At 71.6% G+C, this 16,222-nt stretch carries 14 protein-coding genes; 5 read left to right on the top strand and 9 right to left on the bottom strand.

Annotated features, from left to right (window positions below; all coding sequences use genetic code 11):
• Positions 1 to 40: 40 nt before the first annotated feature.
• The 8 genes from ACWDVB_RS10680 to ACWDVB_RS10645 all read right to left on the bottom strand — a co-directional run bounded on the left by ACWDVB_RS10680 (position 41) and on the right by ACWDVB_RS10645 (position 10,202).
• The gene (locus ACWDVB_RS10680) at positions 41 to 1,819 is read right to left on the bottom strand and encodes a DUF3492 domain-containing protein (protein ID WP_451512657.1); all 1,779 of its coding nucleotides are present in this window, start codon (positions 1,817 to 1,819) and stop codon (positions 41 to 43) included.
• Positions 1,820 to 2,084: 265 nt separating this feature from the next.
• Positions 2,085 to 3,692, bottom strand: coding sequence for a dipeptide ABC transporter ATP-binding protein (locus tag ACWDVB_RS10675; RefSeq protein ID WP_451512656.1), 1,608 nt, complete (start codon positions 3,690 to 3,692; stop codon positions 2,085 to 2,087).
• Complete coding sequence (locus tag ACWDVB_RS10670; RefSeq protein ID WP_451512655.1) at positions 3,689 to 4,696, bottom strand: ABC transporter permease; 1,008 nt, start codon at positions 4,694 to 4,696, stop codon at positions 3,689 to 3,691. The genes ACWDVB_RS10675 and ACWDVB_RS10670 overlap by 4 nt, the downstream gene beginning before the upstream one ends.
• Entirely contained in the window at positions 4,693 to 5,631 is a 939-nt protein-coding gene (locus ACWDVB_RS10665; protein WP_451512905.1) for an ABC transporter permease, read from the bottom strand. The genes ACWDVB_RS10670 and ACWDVB_RS10665 overlap by 4 nt, the downstream gene beginning before the upstream one ends.
• A gap of 56 nt (positions 5,632 to 5,687) precedes the next feature.
• Positions 5,688 to 7,424, bottom strand: a complete 1,737-nt coding sequence (locus ACWDVB_RS10660; protein ID WP_451512654.1) for an ABC transporter substrate-binding protein — start codon at positions 7,422 to 7,424, stop codon at positions 5,688 to 5,690.
• A 165-nt stretch (positions 7,425 to 7,589) separates the two neighbouring features.
• Positions 7,590 to 7,682, bottom strand: a complete 93-nt coding sequence (locus tag ACWDVB_RS10655; protein ID WP_451512653.1) for an Ms4533A family Cys-rich leader peptide — start codon at positions 7,680 to 7,682, stop codon at positions 7,590 to 7,592.
• Positions 7,683 to 7,797: 115 nt separating this feature from the next.
• Entirely contained in the window at positions 7,798 to 9,141 is a 1,344-nt protein-coding gene (locus ACWDVB_RS10650) for a DUF3152 domain-containing protein (protein ID WP_451512652.1), read from the bottom strand.
• A gap of 8 nt (positions 9,142 to 9,149) precedes the next feature.
• The gene (locus ACWDVB_RS10645) at positions 9,150 to 10,202 is read right to left on the bottom strand and encodes an alpha/beta fold hydrolase (protein ID WP_451512651.1); all 1,053 of its coding nucleotides are present in this window, start codon (positions 10,200 to 10,202) and stop codon (positions 9,150 to 9,152) included.
• Positions 10,203 to 10,372: 170 nt separating this feature from the next.
• On the opposite strand from ACWDVB_RS10645, the gene ACWDVB_RS10640 reads away from it, so the two are divergent.
• The 4 genes from ACWDVB_RS10640 to ACWDVB_RS10625 all read left to right on the top strand — a co-directional run bounded on the left by ACWDVB_RS10640 (position 10,373) and on the right by ACWDVB_RS10625 (position 12,244).
• Positions 10,373 to 10,597: a hypothetical protein gene (locus ACWDVB_RS10640; protein ID WP_451512650.1), complete on the top strand. Its 225-nt coding sequence runs from the start codon at positions 10,373 to 10,375 to the stop codon at positions 10,595 to 10,597.
• Positions 10,598 to 10,760: 163 nt separating this feature from the next.
• Entirely contained in the window at positions 10,761 to 11,402 is a 642-nt protein-coding gene (locus ACWDVB_RS10635) for a TetR/AcrR family transcriptional regulator (RefSeq protein ID WP_451512649.1), read from the top strand.
• A gap of 155 nt (positions 11,403 to 11,557) precedes the next feature.
• Complete coding sequence (locus tag ACWDVB_RS10630; protein WP_194138286.1) at positions 11,558 to 11,785, top strand: DUF3107 domain-containing protein; 228 nt, start codon at positions 11,558 to 11,560, stop codon at positions 11,783 to 11,785.
• 189 nt (positions 11,786 to 11,974) lie between these two features.
• Positions 11,975 to 12,244 (top strand): hypothetical protein, encoded by a 270-nt coding sequence (locus ACWDVB_RS10625; protein WP_451512648.1) that lies wholly within the window; start codon positions 11,975 to 11,977, stop codon positions 12,242 to 12,244.
• 90 nt (positions 12,245 to 12,334) lie between these two features.
• On the opposite strand, the gene ACWDVB_RS10620 is transcribed toward ACWDVB_RS10625, so the two are convergent.
• A complete protein-coding gene (locus ACWDVB_RS10620) occupies positions 12,335 to 13,072 on the bottom strand; it encodes a ferritin-like fold-containing protein (RefSeq protein WP_451512647.1) in 738 nt (245 codons plus the stop codon).
• Positions 13,073 to 13,535: 463 nt separating this feature from the next.
• Here ACWDVB_RS10620 and ACWDVB_RS10615 point away from each other — a divergent pair, with 463 nt between their 5' ends.
• Positions 13,536 to 16,025, top strand: coding sequence for a DEAD/DEAH box helicase (locus ACWDVB_RS10615; protein ID WP_451512646.1), 2,490 nt, complete (start codon positions 13,536 to 13,538; stop codon positions 16,023 to 16,025).
• Positions 16,026 to 16,222: the final 197 nt, after the last annotated feature.

The raw sequence follows: 16,222 nt of genomic DNA, 5'->3' as shown, positions 1-16,222 counted from the left end.
ACGTCCACAGCACCCGCCCCGGCACCACCCGCCTGTCGCGTCATACGGCCGCCGCCCCCTTCAACTGCTGCCTTGCGTCCGTCCCTTTGACCGGCGCGGCCCAGCTCGGGACTCCGCCGCCTTCCGTGCCCGGTGTGGGGCTCGCCGCGGCCGCCCACCGTCCGGGTACGTGTGCCTCGGCCGGGGTCGCGAACGGGACCGGGTCGGTCGTTGCGTCGTGCCGTACCGGGCAGTGGGAGACGATCTCCAGATAAATGCCGCGAAATGCCGCGACGTTCTGCTCGACGGTGAAGAGTTCCAGGGCCCGCGCCCGCGCCGCCGCGCCGAGGCGTGCGCAGCGCGCGGGGTCGCGTAGGAGCGCCACGCACGCCTCCGCGAGCGCCCGCGGATTGCGCGGCGGTACGACGAGTCCCGTCCCGCCTATGACCTCCACCACCGCGCCCACGTCCGTCGAGACGGTCGCGCGGCCGCAGAACATGGCCTCGACCAGGCTGATCGGGAAGCCCTCGACGATGCTGGAGAGCACCACCACGCCGCCCGCGGCATACGCGTCGGCGAGCTCCGGCACCTCGGGCCCGCCGATCTCCTCGAAGGAGACGGGGTTGTCACCGACGGCGTACGCCCCCTCCGCCTCGTCCGGGAAGAGCTGCGCGGCCAGCACCCGGCAGTGCGCGAGATAGTCCTGGGCCTCGCGCCCCTCGGCGGGCGCCCCGACGATCCGCAGACGCGCCTTCGGCCGCTCCCCGCGGACCTCGGCGAAGGCGTGGAGCAGGGAGATCAGGTCCTTGGCGGGTTCGATGCGGCCGACCCAGAGGAGCGTGTCGGGGGCGGCGGCGCAGTCGTCGTAGCCCCGCTCGCCGATCTCCGAGAAGCGGCCGGACTCCATGCCGGGGTGGACCGTGCGCAGCTTGGCCCGGTCGGCGCCGCAGCGCTCCTGCCAGCGGCGGGCGTGGGTGTTGCCGGGGGTGATCAGGACGGCCTGGTCGTACACCTCGGCGGCGAGGAGGCCGTGGAAGGAGCCCAGCAGCGCGCGCGCCGGCGCGCTCAGGTCCATGCCGCCCGCGGCGAGGTGGTGCGCGCGCAGCCGCACGCCGTACTCGGTCAGGAGGAACGGGACCCCCGCGAAGTGCTTGGCGAGCAGCCCGGGCACCGCCGCGGGCCCGCCGGAGGTGGCGTGGCACAGGTCGACCGCGCCGAGCGCGTCGTCCTCGTACCAGTCGAGGGAGAGCGGCCGCAGTGCCCGCTCGATCAGCCCGGCGGCGACGAGCAGGTCGGCCACCCGCGCGGTGCGGACCGCGCCCAGTGCGCCGGGTGCGCGGCAGGCGCTCTCCAGCGCCCGCACGGCGGCCTCGGAGCGCAGGGCGGCGACCAGGCCGCCCTCGTCGCGGGTGAGTCCGGCCAGTCCGTACAGCGCGTTGGCGAAACGGTCCGCCACAGCGCCGCAGTCTGCCTCCGGAGCGCCATCACCCCAGCTCCCGCCCCCCGGGGGGCCCGGTCGACCGGCCCCGCCCCGGCACACCACATCGGCCAGCTCCCCGAAGCACTCCGCGAACCGCCGCCGCGCCCGTCGGCCGCGCCCGCCGCGGGGCCCGGCGCCGCGCAGCGCCTCGTCGTCGACGGACCACAGCGGTGCCGTGCGCACCCGCGCGACGTGGGGCGGGAGTTCGATCCAGCCCCGCGCCTCCTGCCGCTCACCGCGGCTGAGCGCGTAGACGTCGAACTCGTGCTGCCCGAGCCCGCGCACGAGCCGGTCGCACCACAGTCGGCCCTCACCACTCACATACGGATAGCCACCTTCCGTAAGCAGTGCAACGCGCACGAGTGCACCCCCGATCTCCCGTCTGGGGAGCCGCCGTTGGATCGGCGGCTCGCAGCGGGACGAACGTATGGGGCATGCGGGTGGCGCGACGGACGGTTGTCCATCGCGCCACCAAAAGGGGTGAACGGCCGTAACTTTCCCGTGCCGGGGGCGTTCGGTCGCGCTATGGGGCCACCGAAGTCCCCTTTCGCTACGAAGCGCCTACGGACGCCTACGGAGCGCCTGCGGATGGCCTGCGGAGGGCCTACCGAGGGTCTACGGAGCGTCAGGCCGCGGCCAGCTCCTTGCGGGCCTCCCGCCGCCGCGCCGCCGCCTCCGGATCGAGGGACGGGACGGCCGCGAGCAGCCGTCTCGTGTACGGGTCCCGCGGCGAGCCGTAGACCTCGTCGACGGTTCCGTACTCGACGATCCGGCCCTGCCTCATCACCGCGACCCGGTCGCTGACCTGGCGTACGACCGCGAGATCGTGCGCGATGAAGACGAGCGCCAGGCCCAGCTCGCGTTGCAGCCGAGCGAGCAGTTCGGTCACTTGTGCCTGTGTCGTCACGTCGAGGGCGGACACCGGTTCGTCGCACACGATGATCCGGGGCTCGGCGGCGAGTGCCCGTGCGATGCCGACGCGCTGCCGCTGGCCGCCGCTGAACTCGTGCGGATAGCGGTCGTAGTGCGCCGGTTCGAGCCCCACGCGCTCCAGTAGTTCACGCGTACGCCCCCGTACGAAGGCGTCGCTCTCACCACGCGCGCGCAGCGGGTCGGCGACGGACTCACCGATCGAGCGGCGCGGGTTGAGCGAGGCGACGGGGTCCTGGAACACCATCTGCACCCCGGGGTCCACCCGACCGCCCCGCTTCTCCACACCTTCGTGGCGGAGCCGCCCCGCGCTCGGTTCCAGCAGGCCCACGAGCATGCGCCCCAGCGTGGTCTTGCCGCTGCCGCTCTCGCCCACGACACCGAGGGTCTCCCCGCGGCGGACGCTGAGCGAGACGTCGTCGACGGCGGTGACGGCGCGCTTCCCGCGGCCGAACTCCCGCCGCAGCCCGACCGCTTCGAGCACGACCTCCGTGTCCGGCTCCTTCAGAGACAGCGGCGCCCGCGGCGAGTCCACCCGTGGCACAGCCCCCAGAAGCTCCCTGGTGTACGGCTCGCGAGGCGCGGCCAGGACGTCCCGCACCGCCCCCCGCTCCACCGCGCGCCCGCCCCGCATGACCAGGACCTCGTCGGCGCTCTCCGCCGCGACGCCCACGTCATGGGTGACCAGGAGCAGCCCCATGCCGGTCTCGTCCCGCAGCGTGTGCAGCAGGTCGAGGATCTGGGCCTGGACGGTGACGTCGAGCGCGGTGGTCGGCTCGTCGGCGATCAGCAGCGCGGGTTCGCACGCCAGGGCCATGGCGATGAGCGTGCGTTGGCGCATGCCGCCGCTGAACTCGTGCGGGCGCGAGCGCGAGCGGCGTACCGCGTCGGGGATGCCGACCCGGTCGAGCACGTGCACGGCACGCGCGCGTGCCGCCCGTCGGGACGCCCCGGTGTGCACGCGGTACACCTCGGCGATCTGGTCGCCCACCGCGTAGTACGGGTCGAGGGAGGAGAGCGGGTCCTGGAAGACCATCGCGGCCTTCCCGCCGCGCAGCCTCCGAAGCTCCGCCTCCGACGCCTCCTGTACGTCGACGCCGGCGACCCGCACCGATCCGTCGACGCGCGCGCCCGTGCCCCGGTGGAGCCCGAGCAGCGCGGACGCCACGGTCGACTTGCCGGACCCGGACTCGCCGACGAGGGCCAGCGCGCCGCCCGCCTCCAGGGTGAAGGAGAGCCCCTCGACGGCGCGTACGCCGGACCCGAACTCCACCCGCAGACCCTCCACTTGAACGAGGTTCACGACAGCACCACCCGTCGGTCGGCCACCGCGTACAGCACGTCCGCGACGGCATTGGCGAGCACCACGAAGAAGCCGGTGACCATGACGAGGCCGACCACCACCGGCAGGTCGACGACCTTCACGGCGTGCACGAGTTCGCGCCCGAGACCGGGGAGGCCGAACAGCGTCTCGCTGAGCACCGCGCCGCCGAACATCGACCCGACGTCGTTGGCGGTCAGGGCGATGACGGGCGCCACGGCGCCCCGCAGCGCGTGCTTGCTGATGATCGACCGCTCCCCCACGCCGTACGCACGGAAGGTCCGCACATGGTCGTCGGCGAGCGTCTCCAGCATCGAGGAGCGGGTCAGCCGCGCGTACTTGGCGGCCTCGATCAGTGCGAGCGACAGCCAGGGCAGGAGGAGGTTCCACGCCCACTGTGTCGGGTCGGCGCCGAAGTCGACGTACTGCGGGAAGGGCAGCCACTGGAGCTGTCCGCAGACCACGATCATCAGCAGCAGGCCGATCACGAAGACGGGCGTGGCGGTGCCCGCCAGTGTGACGGCGGTCAGGACGCGCTCGCTGAGCCGGCCGCGCCGCCACGCGGAGAGCACGCCGGTGCCGACGCCCAGGATCAGCCACATCACCATCGCGCCGAGCGCCAGCGACGCCGTGACCGGCAGCTTCGCCACGATCAGCGCGGTGACCTGCTGATCGCTCCGGTAGGAGATCCCGAGGCAGGGTGCCTCGCAGTGCTCCACGCCGGTGCCGGTCGAGTAGTCGTGGCCGACGAAGACGCCTTGGAGGAAGTCCCAGTAGCGGACGTACAGCGGGTCATCGAGGCGCAGTTGCTCGGCGACCTGCTGGACTTGCGGGGGCGAGCAGCGTGGGCCGCAGGTGATCTGGGCGACGTCGCCCGGAGCGACGTAGAACACCGCGTAGATGATCACGGAGATGGCGAGGAGCGTGACGAGGGCGCCGATGAGACGCCGCAGCAGGAAGCCGGAGAGGCGCGCGAACCCCGTCATGCGTGCGCCTCCCGCTTGCGTCCCGTGCCGATCCGCAGCCGCGAGGCGGCCCGCGGATCGAGCGCCGTGCGCACCCCGTCACCGAGCACGGTGAGCGCGAGGACGGTCACGAACAGCGCGCCCGCCGGGTACAGCAGATACTGCGGTGCCGCCTGGTACCAGACGTCCGCGGCCGTGAGCATCTGCCCCCACGAGGCGGTCGGCGGCTTCACGCCGACGCCGAGGAAGGAGAGCGCGGCCTCGACCGTGATGTTCGCGGGGACGAGCAGCGCGGCGTAGGTGATGACGGGTGCGGTGAGCGCGGGCAGCAGCTCGCGCCGGGCGATGCGCACGGAGCCCCAGCCGCTGAGCCGCGCCGCGGCCACGTGGTCGAGCTCCTTGAGCGTCACCGTCTGCGCCCGCACGATCTTGGCCACGTTGCCCCAGGCGACGAGCCCGATGACCAGGGCGACGAGCACGGGCCGCGGGAACCCGTCCGGCACGACCGCCATCAGCGCGAGCGCCAGGACCATCAGCGGCAGGGCGACGATGACGTCGGTGGCGCGGCTGAGCACCTGGTCCACCCAGCGGTTGCCGAACCCGGCCGCGACGCCGACCACGACCCCGATGAACACCTGTACGACGGTCGCGGCGAGCGCGACGCCGAGCGAGACCCGCGCCCCGTAAACGAGGCGTGCGAAGAGGTCGCGCCCGGTCTGCGGTTCGACACCGAGCCAGTGCTCGCCGCTGATCCCGCCGAACGGGCCGACCGGCACGCCGCCGCGCGCCGAGTCGATCAGATCCGGGTGGTACGTGGTGGGGTCCTGCCCCTCCAGAGCCGTGAGCAGCGGCGCGGCGAGCGCCACGAGGACGAGCAGCGCGACGACGGCCGCCGCGACGAGGGCGGCGCGCTGCTCGCGCAGCCGCCCCCAGAAGACCGTGCGGCGCCCTCGCACGACCGTGTGACGCCCCCGGAAGACGGAGCGGCGCCCCCGGAAGACGGAGCCGTCGGTCACGACGACTTCACCGCCACCGCGACCTGGGAGACGTCCAGGACGCCGGTCCAGTCGCTGATCACGATGTTCTTGACGTCCTTGCCGTACAGCCGCTTGTAGACCGGGTGGAAGAGCGGCACGGTCAGCGCCTTCTCGCCGATCTTCTTGTCGAGGGCGCCCCAGCGCTCGGCGGCGGCCTTGAGGTCGGTCAGCTTGTTGATCTCGTCGATCTCGTTGTTTACGGACTTGTCGTCGAGGAAGCCGGTGTTGAAGTTGGCGCCGTCCTCCACGATCTGCCGCCCGTCGAAGATGGGGGCGAGGAAGGGGCCGCCGGAGGGCCAGTCGGCGCCCCAGTGGGAGAGGAAGAGGCCGGGCTCGTCCTTGGTGCTGTGGATCTTGTCGGAGTAGTCGTTCTCCTCGAGCCCCGCCAGCTTGACGGTGATGCCCGCCTTCTTCAGGGCGTCCTGGACCGCGGTCGCGATCTCGGGGCTGGTCTCGAAGTCCTTGGCGTTGGAGTGCGTGAGCGTGATGGTGAGCCCGTCCTGGTGACCGGCCTCCTTCAGCAGCTCCCTGGCCTTCTCCGGGTTGCCGGAGGCGCCCGCCGGGAAGTGGTCGTACTTCGTGTATCCGAAGGACTTCTGGTTCGGCAGGTACGTGGTGGCGGGCTCGGCGAGCGAGGAGCCGCCGGCGGCGTTGACCACCGAGGAGCGGTCCACGGCGTACGAGATGGCCTGGCGCACCTTGGGATCGTCGAAGGGCTTCACCTTCGGGTTGAAGGCGAGGTAGTTCGTGTACCCGAAGTGTCCGGTGCCGACGTGCGAGGCGAGTTCCTTGTCGCCGGTGACCTTGGCGAGTTCGGCCGGGCCGAGATTGGTGTCGGTGGTGACGGCGGCGGCGTCCGCGCCCTGGCCCGCGGAGAGCCGCTGGTTGATGACGGACGAGTCGAGTCCGGAGCGTACGTCGATGACGTCCGGGTACGCCTTCCGCTCCGCGTCGGTCTTCGCGGACCAGTGCGGATTGCGCTCCAGGCGCAGCCGCTCCCCGTCGTTGTCGTTCTTGACGACCTTGTAGGGCCCGGAGGAGAGCGGGTGCTCCTCGTACTTCGTGCCTTTGTCCTTGCTCTTGGGTACGGGCGTGAACTGGGTCTGGGTGGCCAGGTAGGGGAACTCACCCTCGGGCTTGTTCAGGTGGAAGACGATGGTCCGCTCGTCCGGTGTCCCGATCGATGCGAGCCCCTTGCCGCTCTTGTCCTTGTAGGGGCCCTGGTACTTGTCGCCGCCGATGAGCCAGTCCCTCAAGTAGGGCGCTCCACCGCTGAGTTCGGCGGCGAAGGAGCGCTCGATGCCGTACTTCACATCCGCGGAGGTGATCGGTGAACCGTCCTCGTACTTGAGCCCCTTCTTCAGGGTGTACGTCCACACCGTGGCGTTCTTGCTCGGCCTGCCCAGATCCGTGGCGAGGTCCGGCACGACCTCCGCGCCCTTGGCGCCGTCCTCGCGGTTGCGGGTGGTCAGTGTGCGGAAGACGAGGCTCGGCACGTTTCCGCCGCCGGAGGTGTAGAGCCGCGCGGGGTCGAAGTCGGTCTGCGGGTCGCGGTTGAGGACGGTGAGCGTGCCGCCCTTCGCGGGCGTGCCGTCGCCGCCGCTCCCGGCGTCGCTGCCCTTCGGGCCCGCGCAGGCGACGGCGCCCGAGGCCAGGACCAGGCTGACGGATGCCGCAGCCACGCGGCGGGCTATGACGGACGATTGACGCATCGGAGGAGACCTCTCGGGGAAAACGCCGCGCGAGGGCGGCGGATCAGCGGAAATGGAGCAGAGCTGACCCCGGGGAGGGTGCGGGAAAAAGCAGCACAGAGCTGTGGGAGGTGAACGCAGCACAGAACTGGCCGTGAAAGAGCGACGCACTCGCCGGGGCGGGCGTCAGCAACAGTGGACGTCGGCCACGCAGAGCGCGGTCACGCCGAGCAGCGCCAGCTCGATGGCGGCGCTCGAAGGGGCGTGACGGTTCGACATGCGCAGAAATATGAACGAACTTCCGACGAATGTCAAAGCGGCCACCGAAGCGGCCACCGAAGCGAACGGCGTCCCTCGGCTGTCGGCTGTCGGCCGGCGACTGTTGGTCGGCGGCTCAACCCTCGGGGAACGCCCAGGGGTTGGCCTTGCACCTGATCCCGTCGTGGTCCAGGAACTTCGTCTGCTGCTGCATGACGGGCGCGAGGTCCCCGTCCTTCGTGCAGTCCGTGTGGTTGAAGCCGAGCCGGTGCCCGACCTCGTGGTTGATCAGCATCTGGCGGTACGGGTGGATGGCGCTGCCGTAGGCCTTCTGCACGGCGTCGCCATAGGTCTTGGCGCCCTGGGCCCATCGATAGGCGTTGATCATCACGCGGTCCGTCGCCGCGGAATCGCAGGACACATTGTCCTGGGTCGTGTCGAGACCGGATTTCGCACACCAGGCGGCGGTCGTCCCCGGGCTGGCCAGCGTAATGACGAAATCAGGCTGTCCCGACGAAATGCGCTCGAAGGCGCGGGCCCCGTCGTGCGCCCAACTCCGGTCGTCGTTCAGGGTTTTCTGCACGGCCTCCGCGAAAAGACCACCGTCGAGACCGAGCCCCTTTTCGATGTCGACGCGATAGCGGAAAAGCTGTCCCTTTCCGGGCGCTCTGTCGAATCCCGGAATCGCCTCGAAGTCACCGGAGGCCGTGAGCTTGGCGTCCAGCGGATACCTCTTGCCGATTCTCTGTTCGTACGTCACCGCGATCGCGCCCGGCGCTCCGGCGCGCGCCTCGGGCGGCCTGGGGCGCTCCTCGGAGCGCGAGGCGGGGTCACCGGTGTCGCGCGCGCCGCCGCCGGGGGCGGCCTTGGGCCGGGCGTCGGACTCGCCCTCGCCGTCGGCGGCCTGGTCGGCCACGACGACCGCGAGCACGGTGGTCACGGCGGCGGCCGCGACGCCGGTGAGGGCGCGGGCCCACCCGCGCTTCTTGTTCCTCTTGCTCTTCGCGCTCTTCGTGCTCTTCGTGTTCTTCACGCTCTTCGCGCTCTTCTTGCCGCCTTGGGCGGGCCCGCGGACATCGTCCCAGTCCGTGTCGCTCCAGTTCGTGACGGAGGCGTACGGATCGCGGGCCTCCACATAGTCCGGGCGGGGGCCGGGCCGCTTCTGCCGGGGGCCGGGCCTCTGCGGCCGCACGGGCGGCGGCGCGCCGGGCGCGCCGTATCCGGCGCCCATACGCGGCCCCGACCCGGTGCCGGAGACGTCTCCCCAGCCGCCGCCGGGCTCCCGGTGCTCGGGGTGCCCGCCGCGGGCCGCGTGGGGCGGCGTCCCGTCCCCGGCGGGCGCGCGCCTGCGGCGACCGGTGCCGGTTCCGGTGCCCTGCTGCGGGGGCGGAGTGCCCGAGGTACCCGAGGTGCCCTGGGTGCCCGAGGTGCTCGTGTTGTCACTCGCGTCTGCCGGACCCCGGCGGCTATGCCGTCCCACGCGCCGCCTCAGCTCCCCGAACCCGTACGAGAGTCACTGGAATCACGGGCATCACGGGCGTCATGGGCGTCACGGGAGCGCCGAGATGGAGGTCGTCGCCCGCTCAACTCCCCGATGTCCACGAGCAGTTCGCGGAAGGCGGTCGCCACGCTCTCCGGTTCCTCCATCATCGCCACATGCCCCGCGTCGGGCAGCGTCAGCAGCCGCGCGTCACGGAACGCGGCGGCCGCCTTGCGTGCCATGCGGTACGACACGAGAAGGTCGCGCCCGCCGTAGACGAGCAGGGTCGGCGCGAGGACGCGCTCGGCCTGCCGCCAGAGGCCGTGCTGGCCGCCCAGCGTGTACGCGTTGACGATCCCGCGCGCCGAGCGCGCCATCGCGTCCCAGAAGTAGGGGAGCTGCAGCCTGCGCTCCATCTCCCGCACCGCCGCGCGGAAACCTTCCGGCGTCACCTTGCCCGGATCGCCGTAACAGAGCCCCATGACGCCCCGCACCCGCTGCTCGGCCGTCCACTCCCTGGTGAGCCGCGTGAAGAGCGCGGCCACCCCCGGCACCGCGAGCAGCCCGGTCGGCACCGCCGTGCGCTGCACCCGCAGCTCGGGCAGCGCGGGCGCGACCAGTGTCAACGTACGTACGAGATCGGGTCGCACCGCGGCGACACGCGTCGTGATGGCGCCGCCCAGGGAGTTCCCGAAGAGGTGCACGGGTCCGCGGGCGCGCGCGTCGAGGTAGCGGATGACGGCGCGGGCGTGTCCGGTGATCGAGTAGTCACCGTCGTCCGGCGGCGGCGAGTCGCCGAACCCCGGCAGGTCGATCGCCTCGCAGTCGACGACGTCCTCGAGGAACGGCATCAGGGCCGACCAGTTCTGCGAGGAGCCGCCGAGCCCGTGTACGTACAGCGCGGGCGGGAGTCCTTCGCGGACCGAGGGCCGCGACCGCACGGTCAGCGTGAGCCCGGGCAGCCCGACCGAGCCGAGCCGCTCGCCCTCCGCGACCGCTACGGCACCGGGCTTGGGCGAGCTGGTGGCGGCCAGCAGATTCGGCAGCTCGGTCGAAGACATGCGGCAATGTTACGAGACGATCACGCGCTGGTTCACGTGTTCGCCGTCACAGATGGCACAAGGATCGCGTAGCGCCCCATCCGGGTCTCTCCTACGCTCATAGAAAGCGGGCGATGAGGGCACTCGCACCCACGAAGGGCCGCCAGTACCTCAAGGGAAGAGAGCCATACATGAGTGTCGACCCGACCGACCCCGAGACCTTCGAGACGGAAGAGGACGCGAGCGACGCCGAGGCCGGCGTGGAGGCCCCGGAGGCGGACACCGCCGAGCAGCGGGCCGACCTGGCCCCCAGCAGGGACGACTCCCTGGAGGACGCCGATCCGGGCGCCGCGAGCGAGGGGGACCTCGCGGAGCAGGCCCGCGTGGTCAGTCTCGACGAGGACGACTACCGCTGAGCTGGGCCGACCTGACCGTGTTTGCCCCGCTACACACCGCGGCGGAGCTCCGCCGCGGCGGTCCAGTCCGTGAAATTCTGCGCCCGCACCGCGCACATCACTGTTACCGAAAAGTACGATGGCGGCGCGGCGCACACCGCACATCGGACGATTGGGAGGCGGCGTGACAGCCATCGAGCAGACAGAGGCGGCACGCCCGCGGGGCACACGCCTGCCGCGCCGTGCCCGACGGAACCAACTTCTCGGCGCCGCCCAGGAAGTATTCGTCGCACAGGGTTACCACGCCGCCGCGATGGATGACATCGCCGAGCGCGCCGGGGTCAGCAAGCCGGTGCTCTACCAGCACTTCCCCGGCAAGCTCGACCTCTATCTGGCCCTGCTCGACCAGCACTGCGAGTCGCTGCTGCAGTCGGTCCGCACGGCGCTGGCGTCCACCTCGGACAACAAACTGCGTGTCGCCGCGACGATGGACGCCTACTTCGCGTACGTCGAGGACGAGGGTGGCGCCTTCCGGCTGGTCTTCGAGTCGGACCTGACGAACGAGGCCGCGGTCCGCGAGCGCGTGGACCGTGTCACGCTCCAGTGCGCGGAGGCGATCTGCGAGGTCATCGCCGAGGACACCGGCCTGCCCAGGGACGAGGCGATGCTCCTCGCCGTCGGCCTCGGCGGATACTCGCAGGTGGTCGCCCGGTACTGGCTGGCCAGCCGCAGCACGGTCCCGCGCGACAAGGCGGTGGAGCTGCTGACGTCACTCGCGTGGCGCGGCATCGCGGGCTTCCCGCTGCACGGCACCGAGGGCCACTGACGCCAGGGCCGGACACGACCTGGCCCTTCTGTTCCCGTTCTGTGTTCGCTACCGGCGTTCACGGCGGCGGCCGTCCACGTCCCCTCACCGGGCTAATGTGTGCTGGGTACGGCGCGGACGGCCGCGCACAGACTGACCGTCGGAGGGACAAAGCCGTGGAGGTCAAGATCGGCGTGCAGTACGCGCCCCGCGAGATCGTGCTGGAGAGCGGCCAGAGCGCCGAGGAAATCGAGCACGCGGTGTCCGAGGCGCTGACCGGCAAGTCGCCGCTGCTGAGCCTCGTGGACGACCACGGCCGCAAGGTCCTGGTTCCGGCCGACCGCCTCGCGTACGTGGAGCTCGGCGAGCCCACCGCGCGCAAGGTGGGCTTCAGCGCCCTGTAGGACTGTAGGACGCGCAGATGAGTGCGGCCCGGTGGTTTCTCAACCACCGGGCCGCACTTGTGTGTTGTACGACTTGTGTGTCATACGAGGTGACAGCGGGGCCACCGGATCATGGAGGGTTGCGTTCCGGCCACCGGGGGTAGACCGGCTACGACCGATTTGCACCTGGCCGCGAGGGAGGGCATCACCGTGATCCTGGAAGCACTCGGCTCCGTCTTGCTGGGCCTCGCCCTGGCCTGGGCCACGGCACACCGACTGGCCCACCGGCTGCCCGCGCGCAGCCTGGTCCTGTCGACCGGCCCCGCCGGCGCCCTCATCGGCGCCTTCATCACACACATGGCCCTCGGCCCCGGCCACGCCCCCGCGACACTGCTGGGAGCGGTGGCCGTCTCGGTGGCCCTGCTGTCCCTGCTGATCCGCCCGACACACACGGGAATGCACCGCTCGGCGACGGCGTAACGGGACCAGCGGCCCCGAACCGGACCGTCCGTCCGTCTGCCCGTCTGTCCGTCTGTCCGTCTGTCCGTCTGTCCGTCTGTCCGTCCGTTGCTAGGCCGCCAGGCCCAACGCGGCCATCCGCTTGGTGTGCGCCTCAGTGATCCGGGAGAACATCCGCCCGACCTCGGCGAGGTCGAATCCATCGGCCACGCCCCCGACCAGCATGGTTGACAGCGCGTCCCGATCGGCGACGACCCGCTGCGACTGCGAGAGGGCCTCGCCCATCAGCCGCCGCGCCCACAGCGCGAGCCGCCCGCCCACCCGCGGATCGGCGTCGATCGCGGCCCGCACCTTCTCCACGGCGAAGCTCGCGTGCCCGGTGTCGTCGAGGACGGCCAGCACGAGACCGCGCGTATCGACGTCGAGTCGGGCTGCCACCTCACGGTAGAAGTCACTGGCGATGGAGTCACCGACGTACGCCTTGACCAGGCCCTCCAGCCAGTCGGACGGCGCGGTCTGGCGGTGGAAACCGTCGAGCGCCGCCACGAAGGGCTCCATGGCCTCGGTCGGCTCCGCGCCGATCGCCGAGAGCCGGTCCCGCAACTGCTCGAAATGGTGGAACTCCGCCGACGCCATTTTCGCCAGCTCCGCCTTGTCGCCGAGCGTCGGCGCCAGCTTCGCGTCCTCGGCGAGCCGCTCGAACGCCGCGAGCTCCCCGTAGGCGAGCGCGCCGAGCAGGTCGACGACCGCGGCGCGGTAGTGGGGCTCGGCGGAAGCTTTCGCCCAGTCCTGGGCGGCGACCCCGGTGGGTTCGGCGGCGGATTCAGCGGCGGTGTCAGGCGTCTCCATGAAGCGCACAATAGCCCGCCTGCCGTAAGGCGTAAGGCCTGCCGGGTCAGTGTGACGACGGCCATGTGACGAATTCGCCGGACACGCATGCGAGATTCCGGGGTACAGTGGTAAAGCGCCTGCCGAATATTCGACGGGCCGTACGAATGAGGATGCCCGGTCGGTGGCCCGATCGGCTCCGACCCGACAGCCCTCCGGGCGGTACGCGCAGATGCGTACGGCACGAGGAGGGAACCTCAGCGGTAAGAGCGCTCGAGCGCAGGCAGTTGGTCCCGCGCCCCCGGCCAGCCCCCCAAGCAGCCGGCGGTAGTGGCACGGTCACGACCCCCAGCGTTCGCCTCCCGCCGCGTCTCACAGAAGAGGCATAGCCCTGACTACGACTTTCCGAGATCTCGGGATTCTTCCCGAGACAGCCGAGGCCCTCGAAGCCGTCGGCATCGTCAACCCCTTCCCCATCCAGGAGATGACACTCCCCGTCGCCCTTTCCGGCTCGGACGTCATCGGCCAGGCCAAGACCGGCACCGGCAAGACGCTCGGCTTCGGCCTTCCGCTCCTGGAGCGCGTGATCGTCCCCGCCGACGTCGAGGCGGGCCGCGCCGAGCCCGAGCAGCTGACCGAGGCGCCGCAGGCCCTCATCGTCGTCCCCACCCGCGAGCTCTGCCAGCAGGTGACGAACGACCTGCTGACCGCCGGCAAGGCGCGCAACGTCCGCGTCCTCGCCATATATGGCGGCCGTGCCTACGAGCCGCAGGTCGAGGCCCTCAAGAAGGGCATCGACATCGTCGTCGGCACCCCCGGTCGTCTCCTCGACCTGGCGGGCCAGCGCAAGCTCGACCTCAAGCACGTCAAGTGCCTGGTCCTCGACGAGGCCGACGAGATGCTCGACCTGGGCTTCCTGCCCGACGTCGAGAAGATCATCAACATGCTTCCGCCGAAGCGCCAGACGATGCTGTTCTCGGCGACCATGCCGGGCGCCGTCATCGGCCTCGCCCGTCGCTACATGTCGCAGCCCACGCACATCCGCGCCACCGCGCCGGACGACGAGGGCCAGACGGTCGCGAACACCGCGCAGTTCGTCTACCGCGCGCACAACATGGACAAGCCGGAGATGATCTCCCGCATCCTGCAGGCCGACGGCCGTGGGCTCGCGATGGTCTTCTGCCGCACCAAGCGCACCGCCGCCGACATCGCGGAGCAGCTGGAGAAGCGCGGCTTCGCCTCGGGCGCCGTCCACGGCGACCTCGGCCAGGGCGCGCGCGAGCAGGCCCTGCGGGCGTTCCGCAACGGCAAGGTCGACGTGCTCGTCTGCACCGACGTCGCCGCGCGCGGCATCGACGTCGAGGGCGTCACGCACGTCATCAACTACCAGTCGCCGGAGGACGAGAAGACGTACCTCCACCGCATCGGCCGCACCGGCCGCGCGGGCGCCAAGGGCATCGCGATCACGCTGGTCGACTGGGACGACATCCCGCGCTGGCAGCTGATCAACAAGGCGCTGGACCTGGGCTTCAACGACCCGGTCGAGACGTACTCCAGCTCTCCTCACCTGTACGAGGAGATGAAGATCCCGGCGGGCACCAAGGGTGTCCTGCCGCGTGCCGAGCGGACCCGTGCGGGTCTGGGCGCGGAGCAGATCGAGGACCTCGGCGAGACCGGTGGCCGTGGTCGCGGCGGTGGCCGTCCCGGCCGGGGGGACCGTAGCGACCGTGCCGGCCGCGCTGACCGTGCCGGTGGTCGTACGCAGGACCGCGACCGTTCCGCCTCGGGCCCGGCGTCCGCTCCGACCGAGGGGGAGCGCCCCGCGCGTACGCCGCGGCGTCGCCGCCGTACGCGGGCGGGCAGCCCCCTGGAAACGACGGCGCCCCAGACCACGGAGTCGGCCGCTCCGGCTACTCCTGTCACTCCGGTAACTCCGGTGGCTTCGACCGCAGAGGTCACCACCGAGGTCACCACTGAGCCGACGGAGCCGCGTACCCCGCGTCGCCGCCGTCGGACGCGTGGCGGCGCGGCGTCGGAAGCGCCGAGTACGACCGAGAACGCGCCCGAGAACGTGGCCACGGCCACAGTCACGGCTACGGAGCCGGAGGAAGCCCCGGTCGCGGAGAAGCCCAAGCGCCGCACCCGCAAGGCCGCGGAGACCGTGGCGACCGAGGCCGCCGTACCGGAGGCCGAGACGGAGAAGCCCAAGCGGAAGACCCGCAAGGCCGCAGAGACCGTGGCGACCGAGGCGACCGAGGCGACCGAGGTTGAGGCCCCGGCCGCGGAGAAGCCGAAGCGCCGCACCCGCAAGGCCGCCGAAACGGTGCCGACCGAGGCGGAAGCCCCGGCCGAAGAGAAGCCCAAGCGCCGCACCCGCAAGGCCGCGGAGACCGTGGCGACCGAGGCCGCCGTACCGGAGGCCGAGACGGAGAAGCCCAAGCGGCGCACCCGCAAGGCCGCCGAAACGATGGCGACCGAGGCAGAGACCCCGGCCGCCGAGAAGCCGAAGCGCCGCACCCGCAAGGTGGCGGAGACCGTGGCGACCGAGGTGGAAGCCCCGGCCGAGGAAAAGCCGAAGCGCCGCACCCGCAAGGCCGCGGAGACCGTGGCGACCGAGGCAGAGACCCCGATCGCGGAGAAGCCGAAGCGCCGCACCCGCAAGGCCGCCGAAGCGGTGCCGACCGAGGCGGAAGCCCCGGCCGAAGAGAAGCCCAAGCGCCGCACCCGCAAGGCCGCGGAGACCGTGGCGACCGAGGCCGCCGTACCGGAGGCCGAGACGGAGAAGCCGAAGCGGAAGACCCGCAAGGTCGCCGAGGCGGAGATTCCCGCGCAGTCGACGGAGGAGCCGAAGCCGCGTCGCCGTACGCGCAAGGCTGCTGTTGTCGCCCCGGCGGAGGTGACCGAGGCCCAGGCCCCGGCGCCGCGTCGGCGGACGCGCAAGAAGGCAGCGTCCGTGGAGACCGCGGAGAGCTGAGTCTCCCTCCTCCACGCCACGAAGGCCCGCCCCATCCCTGGGGCGGGCCTTCGCCGTCCCTGCACCCCTGCCCCAGCGGGGTTGGTCCCTACGGGGCGATGGTGCTACGGGGCTAACGGGCGGATGGGTGGGGAACCGCCGCGGAGCGGCGAAGCACAGCACACCAAGACCCCGAGCACAGCCGACCCACCCCCAAG

This window comes from Streptomyces sp. NPDC003379 (assembly GCF_053589195.1).
The sequence above is the reverse complement of the archived record's forward strand: the minus strand, read 5'-3'. Positions and strand labels throughout refer to the sequence as shown.